This window comes from Streptomyces pseudovenezuelae (assembly GCF_001513955.1).
GTDB lineage: Bacteria > Actinomycetota > Actinomycetes > Streptomycetales > Streptomycetaceae > Streptomyces > Streptomyces pseudovenezuelae.
Genome location: NZ_KQ948153.1, coordinates 20,245 through 36,715, shown reverse-complemented (window position 1 = coordinate 36,715; position 16,471 = coordinate 20,245). Strand labels below are relative to the sequence as shown.

At 72.0% G+C, this 16,471-nt stretch carries 15 protein-coding genes; 5 read left to right on the top strand and 10 right to left on the bottom strand.

Going from position 1 to position 16,471, the window contains the following annotated elements:
• Positions 1 to 84: 84 nt before the first annotated feature.
• Entirely contained in the window at positions 85 to 1,470 is a 1,386-nt protein-coding gene (locus AQI94_RS36870; RefSeq protein ID WP_031055284.1) for a tetratricopeptide repeat protein, read from the bottom strand.
• A gap of 294 nt (positions 1,471 to 1,764) precedes the next feature.
• On the opposite strand from AQI94_RS36870, the gene AQI94_RS36865 reads away from it, so the two are divergent.
• The 3 genes from AQI94_RS36865 to AQI94_RS36855 are packed head-to-tail and all read left to right on the top strand — an operon-like array spanning position 1,765 to position 4,820.
• A complete protein-coding gene (locus tag AQI94_RS36865) occupies positions 1,765 to 2,427 on the top strand; it encodes a bifunctional DNA primase/polymerase (RefSeq protein ID WP_107064313.1) in 663 nt (220 codons plus the stop codon).
• 36 nt (positions 2,428 to 2,463) lie between these two features.
• Complete coding sequence (locus AQI94_RS36860; RefSeq protein ID WP_031055290.1) at positions 2,464 to 3,234, top strand: ABC transporter ATP-binding protein; 771 nt, start codon at positions 2,464 to 2,466, stop codon at positions 3,232 to 3,234.
• The gene (locus tag AQI94_RS36855; RefSeq protein WP_031055292.1) at positions 3,231 to 4,820 is read left to right on the top strand and encodes a hypothetical protein; all 1,590 of its coding nucleotides are present in this window, start codon (positions 3,231 to 3,233) and stop codon (positions 4,818 to 4,820) included. Before AQI94_RS36860 ends, AQI94_RS36855 begins: the two co-directional genes overlap by 4 nt.
• A 21-nt stretch (positions 4,821 to 4,841) precedes the next feature.
• On the opposite strand, the gene AQI94_RS36850 is transcribed toward AQI94_RS36855, so the two are convergent.
• Positions 4,842 to 5,750: an alpha/beta fold hydrolase gene (locus AQI94_RS36850; protein WP_031055295.1), complete on the bottom strand. Its 909-nt coding sequence runs from the start codon at positions 5,748 to 5,750 to the stop codon at positions 4,842 to 4,844.
• A gap of 555 nt (positions 5,751 to 6,305) precedes the next feature.
• Positions 6,306 to 6,998: a metal-dependent transcriptional regulator gene (locus AQI94_RS36845; RefSeq protein ID WP_031055297.1), complete on the bottom strand. Its 693-nt coding sequence runs from the start codon at positions 6,996 to 6,998 to the stop codon at positions 6,306 to 6,308.
• A gap of 206 nt (positions 6,999 to 7,204) precedes the next feature.
• On the opposite strand from AQI94_RS36845, the gene AQI94_RS36840 reads away from it, so the two are divergent.
• Positions 7,205 to 7,981 (top strand): SIS domain-containing protein, encoded by a 777-nt coding sequence (locus AQI94_RS36840; protein WP_031055300.1) that lies wholly within the window; start codon positions 7,205 to 7,207, stop codon positions 7,979 to 7,981.
• Between the two features lie 52 nt (positions 7,982 to 8,033).
• Here AQI94_RS36840 and AQI94_RS36835 read toward each other — a convergent pair whose 3' ends face one another.
• From AQI94_RS36835 to pdxH, 3 genes are all read right to left on the bottom strand, one after another.
• A complete protein-coding gene (locus AQI94_RS36835) occupies positions 8,034 to 9,443 on the bottom strand; it encodes a PAS domain-containing protein (RefSeq protein WP_031055302.1) in 1,410 nt (469 codons plus the stop codon).
• A 121-nt stretch (positions 9,444 to 9,564) separates the two neighbouring features.
• Complete coding sequence (locus AQI94_RS36830) at positions 9,565 to 10,023, bottom strand: GNAT family N-acetyltransferase (RefSeq protein ID WP_031055307.1); 459 nt, start codon at positions 10,021 to 10,023, stop codon at positions 9,565 to 9,567.
• 354 nt (positions 10,024 to 10,377) lie between these two features.
• The gene (gene pdxH / locus AQI94_RS36825; RefSeq protein ID WP_051832673.1) at positions 10,378 to 11,007 is read right to left on the bottom strand and encodes a pyridoxamine 5'-phosphate oxidase; all 630 of its coding nucleotides are present in this window, start codon (positions 11,005 to 11,007) and stop codon (positions 10,378 to 10,380) included.
• Positions 11,008 to 11,176: 169 nt separating this feature from the next.
• Between pdxH and AQI94_RS36820 the strand changes: the two genes are divergently transcribed.
• Positions 11,177 to 12,301, top strand: coding sequence for a citrate synthase 2 (locus AQI94_RS36820; protein WP_031055312.1), 1,125 nt, complete (start codon positions 11,177 to 11,179; stop codon positions 12,299 to 12,301).
• Between the two features lie 77 nt (positions 12,302 to 12,378).
• Here the strand turns inward: AQI94_RS36820 and AQI94_RS36815 are convergent, their stop codons facing one another.
• Genes AQI94_RS36815 through AQI94_RS36800 form a run of 4 tightly spaced genes read right to left on the bottom strand, consistent with a single transcriptional unit; the run spans position 12,379 to position 16,450 of the window.
• A complete protein-coding gene (locus tag AQI94_RS36815; protein ID WP_031055317.1) occupies positions 12,379 to 12,993 on the bottom strand; it encodes a TetR/AcrR family transcriptional regulator in 615 nt (204 codons plus the stop codon).
• Positions 12,981 to 13,715, bottom strand: coding sequence for an enoyl-CoA hydratase family protein (locus AQI94_RS36810; protein WP_031055319.1), 735 nt, complete (start codon positions 13,713 to 13,715; stop codon positions 12,981 to 12,983). Before AQI94_RS36810 ends, AQI94_RS36815 begins: the two co-directional genes overlap by 13 nt.
• Entirely contained in the window at positions 13,712 to 15,280 is a 1,569-nt protein-coding gene (locus tag AQI94_RS36805; RefSeq protein WP_031055322.1) for a 4-coumarate--CoA ligase family protein, read from the bottom strand. The genes AQI94_RS36810 and AQI94_RS36805 overlap by 4 nt, the downstream gene beginning before the upstream one ends.
• 33 nt (positions 15,281 to 15,313) lie before the next feature.
• A complete protein-coding gene (locus AQI94_RS36800) occupies positions 15,314 to 16,450 on the bottom strand; it encodes an acyl-CoA dehydrogenase family protein (protein ID WP_031055324.1) in 1,137 nt (378 codons plus the stop codon).
• Between the last annotated feature and the right edge of the window lie 21 nt (positions 16,451 to 16,471).

Genomic DNA, 16,471 nt, shown 5'->3' with positions numbered 1-16,471 from the left:
GACCTGCGCCCCTGTGACCGCAGTAACAGATCCCGGGAGATCACGTGACGATTCCGGGCTCGTATCCGCTGTATATGTCCTCCTTTACGCGGCCGCCTGAAGGTCCAGCCGGGCTCCGAACTCCCTGACGACGGGCTCGTCCCGGAACGGCTCCAGCCGCTGCTGGAAGTCGTCGAGGTACTCCGCGCCCCGGTTGGAGCGCAGCGTCTCCAGCAACTCGACCGCTTTCAGGCCCGTGTTGCAGGCCTGCTCGACCTCGCGCTGCTGCACCTGCGCGGACGCGAGCAGGACCAGCCCGATGGCCCGTCGGCGCGCCTTGTTCTCGGGGAGCCCGTCCAGGGACTCCTGCGCGCACCGGGCCGCCGCGTCGGCCTGGCCGAGGTCGCGGTGGCAGTGGGCCAACTCGTCGGCCAGATAGGCCTCGTCGAAGTGCGCGATCCACGCCGGGTCGTCGCCGGAGGAGGGGTCCGCCGCCTCCAGGGCGTGCACGGCCCGCCCGGACGCCGCCTGGGTGGCCCGCACATCGCCCATCAGCGCGTGCCCGCGGGCCTCCGCCGCGTGGAACATCGCCTCCGCGCGCGGTGTCACCCGCCCTCGCGCCCCTTCCTGCGCCGCCCGCGCCAACTGGGCGATCTCGCGCGGGTTCCCGAGCTGCGCGGCGAGGTGGCTCATGGACGCGGCGAGCACATAGCCGCCGTATCCGCGGTCGCCCGCCGCCTGTGCGAGCCGCAGCGCCTGGATGTAGTACCGCTGGGCCAGGCCCGGTTGACCGGTGTCGATCGCCATGTACCCGGCGAGTTCGGTCAACCGCGCGACGGCGGCGAACAGTTCCCGCCCGGTCGCCTCCCGGTAGGACCCCGCGAGCAGCCCGGAGACCACGCTGTTGAGGTAGTGCACGACGACCGGGCGCACATGCCCGCTGCCGTACTGGTGGTCGAGGTCCACGAGCGCCTGGGTCATCGCGCGCACGGCCGCCACGTCGGACTGCCCCACGCGCGGGCCCGCCTGGCGTGCCACCTGCGAGTCGGGCGAGGAGATCAGCCAGTCGCGGCTCGGCTCGACCAGCGCGGACGCGGCGACCGAGGAGCCGGACAGGAAGTCCCGGCGACCCACGTCACTGCGCCACAGCTCACACACCTGCTCGATGGCGCCCAGGACCGTCGGCGAGAACTGCAGCCCGACGCCGGAGGCGAGGTTCTTGCCGTTGGCCATGCCGATCTCGTCGATCGTGACCGTACGGCCGAGTTTGCGCCCGAGGGCCTCCGCGATGATCGCGGGCGCCCTGCCCCGCGGCTGCTGTCCGCGCAGCCAACGGGCCACGGACGTCTTGTCGTAGCGCAGGTCGAGGCCGTGCTCGGCGCCGCACATGTTGACCCGGCGGGCCAGCCCGGCGTTCGAGCACCCCGCCTCCTGGATGAGCGCCTGCAGCCGTTCGTTCGGCTGCCGCGCGACGAGAGGCCTTGCGGCCATGGCGTACCCCCTGTGGCTGCGGTGCCTGCCCACGCACCGAGTTGACGTGTCTTCCACCGAAAAGTTCCGGCCGTGAAGATCAATGCCCCGCCAAGGTGTCGAAAATGCGAGGCATGCGAGGATTGCCGGGGTAAAGACTCGTACCGACCCCCACACGTGGTTACCCAGCTCACGCCGAGGTTCCTCCTCTGCGCCCCCGCCCATGCATCCATGCGCCCCGGATGCGGAATCGATGCGCTGCCCCCGCGCGCGCAGGTCCTGGCCCGGCCGTAACCCGAGGTGGGTGCGGGAGTTGTGCTCTGCGTGGAAGAGACGATCGCGGGTACCGAAGCCGCTCAGATTCCGAAGCAGCGCGGGGAATCGCTGCTGGAGACAGCCGTACGATACGCCGAGGAGCGTCACTGGGACGTCTTCCCCGGCACCTGGCTGGAAGCCGTCGACGGGGTGCAGCGGTGCTCCTGCGGTGACACCGCGTGCGCCGTGCCGGGGGCGCATCCCGCTCGGGAGGACTGGGCGACGCAGGCCACGGGCAGTGCGACGGTCGCGCGCCGGATGTGGCAGAAGCAGCCGACGGCCTCGATCCTGCTGCCCACCGGGCGGACCTTCGACGCGATCTCCGTCCCCGAGACGGCCGGGTTCCTCGCGCTCGCGCGCATGGAGCGCATGGAGTTGACGCTGGGCCCCGTGACGCTGACACCTGATCGCCGGATGCACTTCTTCGTGCTGCCGGGGGCGTCGGTGAAGGTGCCGGAGCTGGTGCGGAAGCTGGGCTGGACGCCCTCGTCGCTCGATCTGGTCGCGCTGGGCGAGGGGGCCTACGTGGCGGCTCCCCCGACGCGGTACGGGTCGTCCGGTGCCGTTCAGTGGGCCTGCCGTCCGACACCGGCGAACCGCTGGCTGCCGGACGCCGAGGAGTTGATCTCGCCGCTCGCCTACGCGTGCGGCAGGGATCGGTGAGAGGACGGGTTCTCCGCGCCCCTAGGGTTGGCGTTCATGACGTCGGCTGTGAGTGTGCGTGGGCTCTGGAAGCGGTTCGGGCAGCAGGTTGCCGTCGCCGGCATCGATCTGGAGCTGCCCGCGGGGAAGTTCATCGGTCTGGTCGGTCCGAACGGGGCCGGGAAGACCACCACCCTCTCCATGGTGACCGGGCTGCTGCGGCCCGATCAGGGGTCCGTCCTGGTGGCCGGGCACGACGTGTGGCGGGATCCCGTCGAGGTGAAGTCCCGGATCGGCGTCCTGCCCGAGGGGCTGCGGCTGTTCGAGCGTCTCTCGGGGCGTGAACTGCTCGGGTACACGGGACGGTTGCGGGGGCTGCCCGGGGGCGAGGTCGACCGGCGGGCCGCTCAGCTGCTCGACGTGCTCGATCTGGCGGGGGCCCAGCACAAGCTGGTCGTCGACTACTCGACCGGGATGCGGAAGAAGATCGGTCTGGCCGCCGCCCTGCTCCACAATCCCGAAGTGCTCTTTCTCGACGAGCCGTTCGAGGGCGTGGACCCGGTCTCCGCGCAGATCATCCGGGGCGTCCTTGAGCGGTACACCGCTTCCGGCGCCACCGTCGTCTTCTCCTCGCACGTGATGGAGCTGGTGGAGTCCCTGTGCGACTGGGTGGCCGTCATGGCCGCCGGCCGCATCCGCGCCCACGGGCCGCTCGACGAGGTACGCGGCGCCGCGCCCTCGCTGCAGCGCGCCTTCCTCGAACTCGTGGGCGCCCAGGGGCAGGACACCGGGACGAACCTCGACTGGCTGGGCGGCGGAGCCCGGTGACCGCGGACCTCACCCCGGTCGTCGTACGGCTGAAGCTGTCGCTGCTGAGGAACGGCCTGCGGCAGTCCGGCGGGCGGCGGGCCGCCTACATCGCCTCGGCCGTCGCCGTACTGCTCTTCTCCGTCCTGCAGCTGCTCGGTCTCATCGCCCTGCGGGGCGACGAGCACGCCGGTTCCGTGGTCGTCCCGCTGGTGGCCGTGCTGGCGGCCGGCTGGGCCGTGATGCCGCTGTTCTTCCCCGGCGGCGACGAGACCCTCGACCCCACCCGGCTGGTGATGCTGCCGCTGCGGCCCCGGCCCCTGGTGCGGGCGCTCCTGGTGGCCTCACTGATCGGCATCGGGCCGGTGTTCACGCTGTGCCTGCTGGTCGGGTCCGTCGTCTCGGTCGCGCACGGCGGGACGGCGTACGTCTTCTCGGTGCTCGGTGTCCTGCTCGCGCTGCTGGTCTGCGTGGCGCTCGCGCGGGCCGTCGCCGTCGCCAACATCCGGCTGCTGACCAGCCGCAAGGGCCGCGATCTCGCGGTGCTGAGCGGACTCGTCATCGCCGTCGGCGCGCAGGTCGTGAACTTCGGCGCGCAGCGGCTCGGTTCGGGCGGCCTGGGGCAACTGGACGGTCCCGCTGACGTGCTGAAGTGGGTGCCGCCCGCGTCGGCGATCGGGGCGGTCGACTCGGCGAGCGAGGGGTCGTACGGGGTCGCTGTCCTGCAGCTCGCGCTCTCCGCCGCCGCGTTGGCGGGCCTGCTCGCCCTCTGGTCCCGTCATCTGACCCGGCTCATGACCTCCCCGGACGGCTCCACGCTCCCCTCCGCCCAGGGGGCCGCCCGTGAGCGCGGCTCGACGGGGCTCGCCCGGCTGCTGCCTGCCGGGCGCACCGGCACCGTCATGGAACGCAGCCTGCGCTATGTCTGGCGCGACCCCAAGACCAAGGCCGCGTGGGTGACCTCGCTGGCCATCGGGCTGATCGTGCCGGTGTTCAACGCGCTGCAGGGCACCGGGTCCATCTACTTCGCGTGCTTCGCCGCGGGCATGCTCGGCGTGCAGATGTACAACCAGTTCGGGCAGGACACCTCGGCGTTCTGGATGGTCGCGACGACGATCTCCTCCCCGCGGGACGCCTACGTCGAACTGCGCGCGCGGGCGCTGGCACTGCTGGTGATCACCTTGCCGTACGCCACGGTCGTCACCGTCGTCACGACCGCGCTGATCGGCGACTGGCCGAAGCTGCCCGAGGTGCTCGGTGTGTCCTTCGCGCTGCTCGGGGCGATGCTGGCGACCGGGGCGTGGACGTCGGCGCGCTTCCCCTACTCGATTCCGCAGGAGGGCTACAAGAACGTGGCCCCGGGGCAGTCCGGGCTCGCCGCGGCCGCCGTCGTGGGCGGGATGGTCTCGGCGGCCCTGCTGTGCGCCCCCGTGATCGCCCTGACGATCTGGGCCAACCTCAGCGCGGACGGCGACGAGTGGAGCTGGGTGCTGCTGCCGGTCGGCGCGGTGTACGGGGCCGCGATCACCTGGGCGGGCCTGCGACTGGCGGCTCCGCGCACGGCCGGCCGGCTGCCGGAGATCCTGACGGCGGTCAGCAAGGGCTGACGCCCCGGCTCGGGCGGGTGCTCAGTTGTTGTCGTCGTCCTGGCTGTCCAGGCCGTCCAGGAAGGGCTCTATGGCGGCCCGCCAGGCCTCCGGCTGGTCGTAGTGGACGAGGTGGCCGGCGTCGGCGACCTCGGCGTACTCGCCGCGGGGCAGGACGCGGACCATCTCCTGGGCCTCGGCGCGGCCCAGTTCGCCGTCGAGGCCGCGGACGACCAGGGCGGGGCACCTGACCTGGGTGAGTTCCTCCCAGTGGGCGTCGTAGACCCAGGTCTCGCGGGACGACAGCATCTGCTCGGGCTCGAAGACGGGGCGCCAGCCGTCGGGGGACTCGGCCATCACCTCGGCGTAGAACTCGCCGCGCGCCGGGTTGGGCCGCTCCACCCAGGGGTCGTCCTCGCCGAACCACTTGCGTACGTCGGCCAGCGTGGCGAAGGGGACGGGCCAGGCCTTGAACCACTCGCCCCACTCCCGCTGCGAGGCGGCGCCGAGGGCGGAGGCCCGCATGTCGCAGATGATCACTCCGCGGACCAGGTCGGGGCGGCGGGCGGCGAGCTGCCAGGCGGTCAGGGCGCCCATGGCATGGCCGATGAGGACGGTCGGGGCGAGTCCGAGCTGTTCGAGGGCGGCCTCGGCGTCCTCGACGTACGCGTCACGGGTGAAGGCGGCCCGCGGGGGCTTGTCGCTCCGGCCGTGCCCGCGCTGGTCCAGCGCGACGGCCCGGTAGCGCTCGGAGAGCCAGCGGGCGGTGGACGCCCAGTGCGAGGCACGGCCCATCAGGCCGTGGAGTAACAGCACCCCGGGTGATCGTTTCTCCGCGGCGGACGAGGTCTCCCTCGCCGGGTCCGTCGGGTCGGTCTTGGGAGGGTCACCGAACTCCCAGGCCGCGAGACGTACGCCGCCCGCTCCGGTCACGTCGATGCGCCGCGCCATTGGCACCCCCCTAGCTCCGCCCGGACCGCCCGCTCCCGCTCGGGCCGCCCTGTGAACCGTTCCTGACCGCCGTGTCTGTCCTGTCCGTCGTTGCTCTGCCGTACATCTGTGCAGCGCACGCCCCCCGCGCCCCGTCACCCACAGGCTATCGAATACGCATTCGAAGATGGGCTTTCGGGCGGCAACACCCCTCGTTCGAGTGACCACGCTCAGGGAATGATCGCCGCAGCCGAGGGGAGATCTTCATCGGGAGGCGGACCGCTCGGGGAAATCGGTCCGAGGGGAATGACCCTGGGAGCTCGGGGCTCCGGGTCAGCACAGGGGAGGACCGGCCCCGGCATCGCAAGGTGCCGGGGCCATCCCCACGTCTACGGCACATCCGCCCGCCCCCTCAGGTCATATGCCTCACGCGACAGCCTCGCACGGGAAGCGTCGAAGCGCTGCGATTCCGCACAGTGAATCCTGGATCGACGAGACCCGGACCGAGCCCGGGCACGAGACCCAGGAAAGCCACAACTGCCCCACAGCCTCCGGCACTTGGGCCTCCCGGCGTCCTCAGCGCTTGGCGACGAACACGTGCGAGGCGATGTCCGACTCCAGCTCGGCGGCCTCGCCGCCGCTGCCCACCAGCACCCCGCCGGGCGACTCGGTCACGCTCACCACCGAACCGGGCTGCACGCCCGCCCGACGCAGCGTGTACATCAGCTGCGCATCCGTCTGGATCGGCTCGCCGATACGGCGTACGACGACCGTCTTGCCGTCGAGACCCGGGTCCAGCTCGGCCAGCGAGACCATGCCCTCGTCCAGGAAGGGGTGCGGGCCGTCCTTCTCGCCCAGCTCCTCCAGACCGGGGATCGGGTTGCCGTACGGCGACTCGGTGGGGTGGCGCAGCAGCTCCAGGACCCGGCGCTCCACCGCCTCGCTCATCACGTGCTCCCAGCGACACGCCTCCGCGTGGACCTGCTCCCACTCCAGGCCGATCACGTCGACGAGCAGGCACTCGGCGAGCCGGTGCTTGCGCATCACACGGGTGGCCAGGCGCCGGCCCTCGTCCGTCAGCTCCAGGTGCCGGTCACTGGCGACGGACACCAGTCCGTCGCGCTCCATCCGCGCCACCGTCTGGCTGACGGTCGGCCCGCTCTGGTCGAGCCGCTCGGCGATCCGGGCACGCATGGGGACCACACCTTCCTCCTCCAGCTCAAGGATGGTGCGGAGATACATCTCCGTGGTGTCGATCAGTCCGGACATACGTGCCCCTTGATGAGATCCGCCGGAAGCACGACAGCTTCCCGGCTCGTGCGCTGGCCCTGGCCTCAATTCTGCCGGATGCCACTGACAAGCGTGCCGCGCCGTTGAAACCAGGCGGTTACGAGCAGGCGCGCGGCCGTATTGACATCCCACTGGTCCAGACCGCACGGTGATCCGCGACACGGCGACGAAGGGTTGGACGACGCATGGGCGAGACGGGCTCCGCGAGCGCTGACGGCAAGCTGTCCGGACAGTTCCTCGACGCCGCGATCGGGCTGCTGCAACGGGTCCGCGACGAGGAGGCCGAGTCGATCGCGGCGGCCGGTGAGCTCCTCGCCGACACCGTCGGCTCCGGCGGCCGGCTCTTCGCCTTCGGCGCCGGACACTCCTCGCTCGCCGCGCAGGACCTCGTCTACCGGGCCGGCGGCCTCGCCCTGATGAACCTGCTGACCGTGCCGGGGGTCGTGGGTGTCGACGTCATGCCGGCGACCCTGGGCTCCGCCCTGGAGCGGGTCGACGGTCTCGCGGGCGCGGTCCTGCACTGCTCACCACTGCGCGCGGGAGACGCCCTGGTGATCATCTCCCTGTCCGGCCGCAACGCGCTCCCCGTGGAGATGGCCCTGGGTGCGCGCGCCCTCGGCGTGCGGGTCATCGGGGTCACCTCGGTCGCCTACACGACCTCGACGAAGCCCCGCCACAGCTCGGGCACCTTCCTGAGGGACCACTGCGACGTGGTCCTCGACTCCAAGATCGCCCCGGGCGACGCGGAGCTCACCCTGGACACCGTCCCGGCCCCCTTCGCCCCGGCCTCCACGGTCGTGACCTCGGCGCTGCTCCAGTCCGTGATGGCGACGGCGGCGGGCGCGCTGGCGGAGCGGGGGATCGACCCGCCGCTGCTGCGGTCGGGGAACGTGGACGGCGGGCTGGAGTGGAACGAGCGCGTCTTCGAGGAGTACGGGGACCGGATCTTCTACCGGCAGTGACGGCGCTCGGGGGCAGGCCGGGCGGCCGCGGTCCGCGGGGCTGAGCGAGGCCCTACACCCGCCCCACCACGCCGCCCAGGTCCAGCGCCGCGGCGATCCGTACCGCCACGTCCTCCGCGTACACCGCGTCGCCCCGCTCGAACTGGCCCCTCCCGGAGCCCCGCAGGAACGTCACGACCCCGAGGGTGCGGCCCCGGCTGCGCAGCACCGCGCACAAGGCGTGCACCACGTCCGGGGGCCACTGGCGGGCCTCGGCCCACTCGCGGGCCCGGTCTCCCGACACCGACCCCACGCCGGCCCTCACCGATCCCGCCCGGTCCACGCACTGCAGGGCCGGATGCCCCTCCCCGTACCGCACGGGCAGCCCGGCCGCGCCCGACGCCTGCAGGCTCGGCCCCGGTGCCCCGGAGGGGGTAGCGGCGACCCGTACGAGCCGGACCGGACCGGTCTCCTCCCCGTCGGCCACCGCGCCCCCGGCCACCCGGTCGATCAGCGCGTGGTCGGCGAATCCGGCGAGGGCGAAGTCCAGGTGGACGACGGCGGCCTCGGCCGGGTCCTCGCACTCCGCCGCGGCCCGGGCCGCCCGGTGCAGCTGGTTGGTCCGGAACCGCAGCAGCGAGGCCTCCTGCTCGCTCTGCTTGGCCTCGGTGACGTCCTGGAACAGCCAGCCGACACCCAGCGGCACCGGTTCCTCCGCGAGCGGCGAGGCCAGCCGCACGAACCCGCAGCGCCAGCAGCGCCGCTTCTCGCCGTCCGGGGTCCGCAAGCCGACCCAGATCTCGGCCGGCGCCGGTGGCGCGCCCTCGGCCAGCACATGGGTCAGCGCGCTCTCCAGCTCCTCCACGCCCTGCACGAGCAGCTCCCCGAGGGGCCGCCCCAGCACGGACGTACGCCCGACGCCCAGCGAGCGGGCCGCGTGCGCGTTGACCACGGCGGGCCGCAGATCGGCGTCGACCAGCACGACTCCCCACGAGGCGTCCTCGAACAGCGCCTCGCTGAGCGCGATCGACCGCTCCAGGTCGATCTGTGTGTGCACCTCGCTGAAGGCGCAGTACACCCCGGCGGGCTTCCCGTCGGGCCCGCGCACGGCCGCGGACTGGGTGCGGACGAGGACCCGGCCGCCGTCCTTGGTCAGCAGCGCGAACTCGTGCACCTGCCGCCCGGGCGCCTGCATGGCGGACATCAGCCGCCCCTCGACCTCCTCGGCGTCGGCCCGCCGCACCGCCCACCCGGCGAACCCGTGCCGCCCCACGGCCTCGGCCGCGGTCCAGCCGAGGATGCGCTCGGCCTCACGATTCCAGTGGGTGACGACACCGTCCGCGTCGAAGGCACACAGTGCCGCGTCCATGCCGTCCAGCAGGGCGGCGAGCAGGTCCGAGCCGCCCGAGCCCTCCGGGCCGTCCGGCCCGGGCTCGTCCGGCCCCAGCTCGTCGGTGGTCCCACTACGCCGGGAAGCACTCACCTGGACCCCCTGCCGGCTGCTTCGCTCACTAACAATCATTGAACTCGAACGTGACGCAGCACACACCGGGTTCCCGCAAGATTGAGGGAATCGTTGTACGCCGGAAACGCCCCGAATCCCCTTAAACGGCTTCCCGGTCCTGCTCCAGCCGCAGGTCGATCCACTCGTCGCTCTCGCCGTCCAGCACATACCGGTCGACCTCGACGAACCCGCGTGCCCGCGCGAACCGCGTCCCGTCCCCGTTGACGGCCAGCACGCATGTCTCGATCACCTTGGCGCCGAGCTCGCGCGCGTGATCAAGACCCTTCTCGTAGAGAGCCGTTCCGAAACCCCGTCGGCGGTAATCGGGCAGCACGCGCGCGATGACGGTCGCCACGGCGTCCTCCCCCTGCGGCGGCCGCACGGTCGAGCAGCCCACCAGGACGTCCCCGAGATAGGCGTTCTCCAGCCGGTTCCGCCGACTGCGCTCCCGTACGTCATCGAGCCCCATGGCGGCGGGCGGAACGATCACGTTGTGCACGTGCCGCCACTCCTCGGCCATCTCGTCCCCTACGACGGGTTCGATCCGCAGATCAGTCATGGGCCGCACGCTAGGTGATCGTTCCGGGCGCGTCCATCGCCCTGGGGGACCGTCGGTGCCCGTCCCTCGAAAAAAGGGGTTGAACCGGAGGGGGGAGTCTTTTTAGGGTGCAGGTACTTCGGAGAGGAGGTGGTTCGGCAGATGTATTCATACCGGACGGAAGAGGTGGCTGCGGGCTAGCGGCCCGTCACCCACCGAGTGCGGTGCCGGACCAGCGTGTACGAGATGCACGCAGCCGGCCAATCCAACGCAGTCACCCGACCCGCGAGCTCGCCGGTAACGTCCGGCCGGCTCCCCCGCCCCAGGGCGGAGGGACCCAGAGCTCGCGGGTCGCCTGCGTTCCGGGGCCCCTTCTCAGGGGCTCAGCCGCTCCACCCGCCAGCTCCCGTCCGGCTCCGCGGTGTAGCGCAGCCGGTCGTGCAGGCGGTTCTCGCGGCCCTGCCAGAACTCGACCCGCTCCGGCACGACCCGGAAGCCGCCCCAGTGCGGCGGGACCGGGACCTGTTCGCCCTCCGGATAGCGCGCGGCCAGTTCGGCGTACGCGTCGTCGACCTGCTCACGGCTCTCGATCACCGCGGACTGCGCGCTGGCCCAGGCGCCGAGCTGGGAGCCGTGCGGCCGGGTGCGGAAGTAGGCGGCGGTCTCGTCGCGGCCGGTGCGGCGGGCGCGGCCGGTGACGATGACCTGGCGGGCCATGGGGTGCCAGGGGAAGAGCAGGGAGACGTACGGGTTCCGCGCGAGGTCCCTCCCCTTGCGGGAGCCGTAGTTCGTGTAGAAGACGAACCCCTCTTCGTCGAACTGTTTGAGCAGGACCGTGCGGGCGCTGGGGCGGCCCTCCGCGTCCGCGGTGGAGACCACCATGGCGTTCGGCTCGAAGAGATGCGCCTCGGTGGCCGCCTGCTTGAACCAGCGGGCGAACTGTTCGACGGGCGTGGCGGCCAGGTCGCTCTCGGCGAGACCCTCCGCGCGGTACTGCTGGCGCATGGAGGCGGGGTCCGGGAAGACGGCGTGTGCTGCGTCGGTCACGTCGTCATCTTGCCGTACGGATCGCGTCCTCACGGGTGGTGGCACTGAGTGCCGCTTGCCCTCCCCAAAGGTGGCACCCGGGGATATCGTGGCGTCAACCGTCGTACACATCATGAGGAGCCGCCTGATGTCCGACCTCGACCCCGGCTTTGACCCCGGTTTCGTACCTGGCCTCGAAGGAGTCGTCGCGTTCGAGACGGAGATCGCCGAACCGGACAAGGAGGGCGGCGCGCTGCGGTACCGGGGCGTCGACATCGAGGATCTGGTCGGCCATGTCTCGTTCGGCAACGTGTGGGGGCTGCTGGTCGACGGCGCCTTCAATCCCGGTCTGCCGCCCGCCGAGCCGTTCCCGATCCCGGTGCACTCCGGGGACATCCGCGTGGACGTCCAGTCGGCGCTCGCCATGCTCGCCCCGGTGTGGGGGCTGAAACCGCTGCTCGACATCGATGCCGGGCAGGCGCGTGCCGACCTCGCGCGGGCCGCCGTGATGGCCCTCTCCTACGTCGCCCAGTCGGCGCGCGGGCAGGGGCTGCCGATGGTGCCGCAGCGGGAGATCGACAAGGCGCAGTCCGTGGTCGAGCGGTTCATGATCCGCTGGCGCGGGGAGCCGGACCCGAAGCACGTGGCGGCCGTGGACGCCTACTGGACCTCGGCCGCGGAGCACGGGATGAACGCGTCGACGTTCACCGCGCGCGTGATCGCCTCCACGGGGGCGGATGTCGCCGCCGCGCTGTCCGGGGCCGTGGGTGCCATGTCCGGGCCGCTGCACGGCGGGGCGCCCTCCCGTGTGCTCGGGATGATCGAGGAGATCGAGCGGACCGGGGACGCCGAGGCGTACGTCAAGCAGGCGCTGGACCGCGGTGAGCGGCTGATGGGGTTCGGGCACCGGGTGTACCGGGCCGAGGACCCCCGCGCGCGCGTGCTGCGGCGGACCGCCCGGGAGCTGGGGGCGCCGCGGTTCGAGATCGCGGAGGCGCTGGAGAAGGCGGCGCTGGCGGAACTGCACGCGCGGCGGCCGGACCGGGTGCTCGCGACCAACGTGGAGTTCTGGGCGGCGATCGTCCTCGACTTCGCGGAGGTGCCGGCGCACATGTTCACGTCGATGTTCACGTGCGCGCGGACTGCCGGGTGGTCGGCGCACATTCTTGAGCAGAAGCGGACGGGGCGGCTGGTGCGGCCGTCCGCGCGGTATGTGGGGCCCTCGACCCGGAGTCCTCAGGACATCGAGGGGTACGGGAGCATCGCCCACTGACGGGGGTGCTTGAGGAGCGTGGGTGACTGCGGGTGATCCGTGGCTTGTCGCGCAGTTCCCCGCGCCCCCGAAAAGACCTACAACAGGGCCTCGTTCAGTAGTGCTGCCCACTGAGTCACCACTCTGTCCCGGCGGCCCTTGTCGTCCGTCAGCAGGTTCGCCAGGCCCAGGCCCCTCGCCATGTCCAGGAGGCCCTGGACCGTCTCGCGGACGCCGGGGCGGGACTCGTCCGCACCCAGCAGCTCCACGGCGATGCGATGGGTCTCGCGGCCGACGCGGGCCTCCAGCTCGGTGACCTGGGGGCGCAGCTGCTCCTCGTTGGAGGCGGCGACCCACAGGTGGAGGGCGGCGCGGAAGAGGGGGCCGGTGTAGAGGTCCACCAGGGCGGAGATCACCGCGCGCCGGTCGTCCGCGGCGCCCTGCGGGAACAGGGCGCGCAGGGCCGTGGAGCGTTCCTCCGCCACGTACTCGACGGCCGCCGTGAAGAGGGCCTCGCGGGTCGGGAAGTGGTGCTGGGCGGCGCCTCGGGAGACGCCGGCGCGTTCGGCGACGACGGTGACCGTGGAGCCGGCCCAGCCGTGTTCGGCAAGGCAGGCCACGGCCGCTTCGAGCAGGCGCTGCCGGGTGGCCCGGCTGCGGTCCTGCTTGGGTACGCGGTCGGCCCGGTCGCCGATCGTGGTCACACCACCCATGAGGGATCCCGTCGTTCCAGGAAGGCTGTCATGCCCTCGCGCGCGTGCGGTGCGGCGAACAGCCGGGCCGAGAGCGCGGTCAGGTCGGCCGCGTCCCGGTCGAAGGTCTCCAGCACCCTAGCGGTGAGCAGCCGTTTCGTCTCGGCCAGGGCCTCGGGGGCGGCCCGGCGCAGACCGTCCAGGATCGGTTCGAGTACGGCGTCCACGTCGTCGCCCGCCGCCGTCACCAGGCCGATGCGGGCCGCCTCGGCCGCGTCGAAGCGCTCGCCGGTGAGGTAGTGGCGGGCAAGGGCGCGGGGGTCGGTGCGGGGCAGCAGGGTCAGCGAGATGACCGCGGGGGCGACCCCGATCCGTACCTCGGTGAAGGCGAACGTCGACTCCGTGGACGCGGCGGCGATGTCGCAGGCGGCGAGGAGGCCGAGGCCGCCCGCGCGGACGTGCCCGGTGACGCGGCCGACGACCGGCTTGTCCGTCGCCACGATCTGCCGCAGCAGCCCGGTCAGGGCGTCCGGGGCCGGGGGGTCCTTCAGGTCGGCGCCCGCGGAGAAGGTGGTGCCGGTGTGGGTGAGGACGATCGCGCGGACGTCCGGATCCTTGGCGCAGTCCGTCAGCGCGGCGGCCAGCTCCCCCACCAGGGCGGCCGACAGGGCGTTGCGGCGGCGCGGGGAGTCGAGGGCGAGGGTCTCGACGCCCCGCGTGCGGGTACGGGCGATCAGTGTCATGTGGGCTCCCTGAGCTGCCGTCGGAGGATCTTGCCGGAGGCGGCCCGGGGCACCGCGTCGATGAAGGTGACCTGGCGGACGCGCTTGTAGGGGGCGACGCGCTCGGCGACGTACATCATGACCTCGCTCTCGGAGAGGTCGGGCGCGGCGGGCTGGCGGACGACGAAGGCGTGCGGGACCTCGTTGCCCTGGTCGTTGTAGGAGCCGATGACGGCCGCGTCGGCGATGCCGGGGTGGGTGAGCAGCAGGGCCTCCAGTTCGGCGGGGGCCACCTGGAAGCCCTTGTACTTGATGAGCTCCTTGACCCGGTCGACGACGAACAGCCAGCCGTCGGCGTCGACATGGCCGACGTCCCCGGTGTGCAGCCAGCCGTCGGGGTCGATCATCGCGGCGGTGTCGTCGGGGCGGCCGAGGTAGCCCTTCATGATCTGCGGGCCGCGGATGAGGATCTCGCCGGGCTCACCGGTGTCGAGGTCCTTGCCGGGGTCGTCGAGGGAGACGATCCGCATCTCGGTGCCGGCGATGAGCCTGCCGACGGTTCCGGGCGGCGCCTCGCGCATGGCGGACAGGGGGACGACATGGGTGCCGGGCGACAGTTCCGTCATGCCGTACGCCTGGCCGACGGGCGGAAGGCCGAGCCGGGCCGAGCAGGCGGCGGCGAGTTGGGCGTCCAGCGGGGCGGCGGCGCTGACGATGTAGCGCAGCGACGACAGGTCGTAGCGCTCGACCAGCGGGTGCTTGGCGAGGGCGAGGACGATCGGCGGGGCCACGTACAGGCCGGTGATGCGGTGGTTCTGGATCGCGGCGAGGAAGGTCTCCAGGTCGAAGCGGGGCAGGACGACGACGGAGGCGCCCTGGCGCAGGGGCGCGTTCATCAGGGCGGTGAGGCCGTAGATGTGGAAGAAGGGCAGGACCGCGAGGATGCGGTCCTCGGGGCCCGCCGACATCAGCGGTTCGAGCTGGGCGAGGTTGGTGGCGATCTGCCGGTGCGTGAGCATCACGCCCTTGGGGGTGCCGGTGGTGCCCGAGGAGTACGGCAGGGCCGCCACGTCCGTCACCGGGTCGATGGCGATGTCCGGCTCGGGGGCCGTCGAGGCCAGCATGTCGATCAGGGAGCGGTGACCGGGAGCGCTGTCGCAGACGAAGATCTCCCGTATCCCGCCCGCGAGTTCGGCGGCCCGGCGGGCGGTCTGCAGGAGCGGGGAGACGGTGACGACCCAGCGGGCGCCCGAGTCGGAGAGCTGCTTGGCGAACTCCTCGGCCGTGGCCAGCGGGTGCACGGTCGTGACGGAGGCACCCGCGCGCGTGGCGGCGTAGAACGCGGTCGGGAAGGCGATGGTGTTGGGGCTGTGCAGCGCCAGCACGTCCCCCTGGGCGACGCCCGCCTCCGCGAGTGCCGCGGCGACCCGGCGGTGGAACCGGTCGAGCTGCCCGTAGGTGAGGGTGGTGCCGTCGGTGCCGTCGATCAGGGCGGGCGCGTCACCGAACTCGGCGGCGCGGCCCAACACCGCTTCGTGGATGGGAAGTTCTATGGGCCGGACGTCTGCGTACTCGCTGCGGAACACGGTTCCTCCAAGACGGCCTGATTCCAGGGCGGCCTAGTACGACTTGGGCAGGCCCAGGGTCTGGTGGGAGACGTAGTTGAGAATCATCTCCCTGCTGACCGGTGCGATACGAGCCACGCGCGCGGCCGTTATCAGCGAGGCGATCCCGAACTCCCGGGTGAGGCCGTTGCCGCCGAGGGTGTGGACCGCCTGGTCCACGGCCTTCACACAGGCCTCCCCGGCGGCGTACTTGGCCATGTTGGCGGCCTCTCCCGCGGCCACGTCCTCGCCCTCGTCGTAGAGGTGGGCCGCCTTCTGCATCATCAGGCGGGCCAGTTCGAGGTCGATGTGCGCCTGGGCCAGGGGGTGGGCGATGGCCTGGTGGGCGCCGATGGGGGTGTTCCACACCGTGCGGTCCTTGGCGTAGGTGATCGCCTGGGCGAGGGCGTAGCGGCCCATGCCGATCGCGAAGGCGGCCGTCATGATGCGTTCGGGGTTGAGGCCGGCGAAGAGCTGCAGCAGGCCCGCGTCCTCGTCCCCGACGAGGGCTTCGGCGGGCAGGCGCACGTCGTCGAGGGTGAGCTCGAACTGCTTCTCCTGGGCGGTCAGTTCCATCTCGATGTGGCGCCTGCCGAAGCCGGGGGCGTCGCGGGGGACGATGAAGAGGCAGGGCTTGAGGCGGCCGGTGCGGGAGTCCTCCGTGCGGCCGACGATGAGGGTGGCGTCGGCTATGTCAACGCCGGAGACGAAGACCTTGCGGCCGGTGAGCAGCCAGTCCCCGGTGTCCGGGTCGCGGCGGGCCGTGGTGCTGATGCGGTGGCTGTTGGAACCGGCGTCGGGTTCCGTGATGCCGAAAGCCATCGTGCGGGTGCCGTCGGCGAGTGCGGGGAGCCACTCCTGTTTCTGGGCCTCGGTGCCGAAGCGGGCGATCACCGTGCCGCAGATCGCCGGGGACACGATCATCATCAGGAGGGGGGCGCCGGCCGCGCCCAGCTCTTCCAGGACGATGGAGAGTTCGGCGATGCCGCCGCCTCCGCCGCCGTACGCCTCCGGCAGGTTGACGCCGAGGTAGCCGAGTTTGGCCGCCTCGGACCACAGGGCTTCTCTGTCGTAGTCGCGGCCGTGGCGTTTGCCGAGGGCGGACACGGCTGTTCGGAGGGCTTTGTGCTCGTCGGTTTCGATCGTGGGCATGTGGCTCCTTCGTATGGGCTG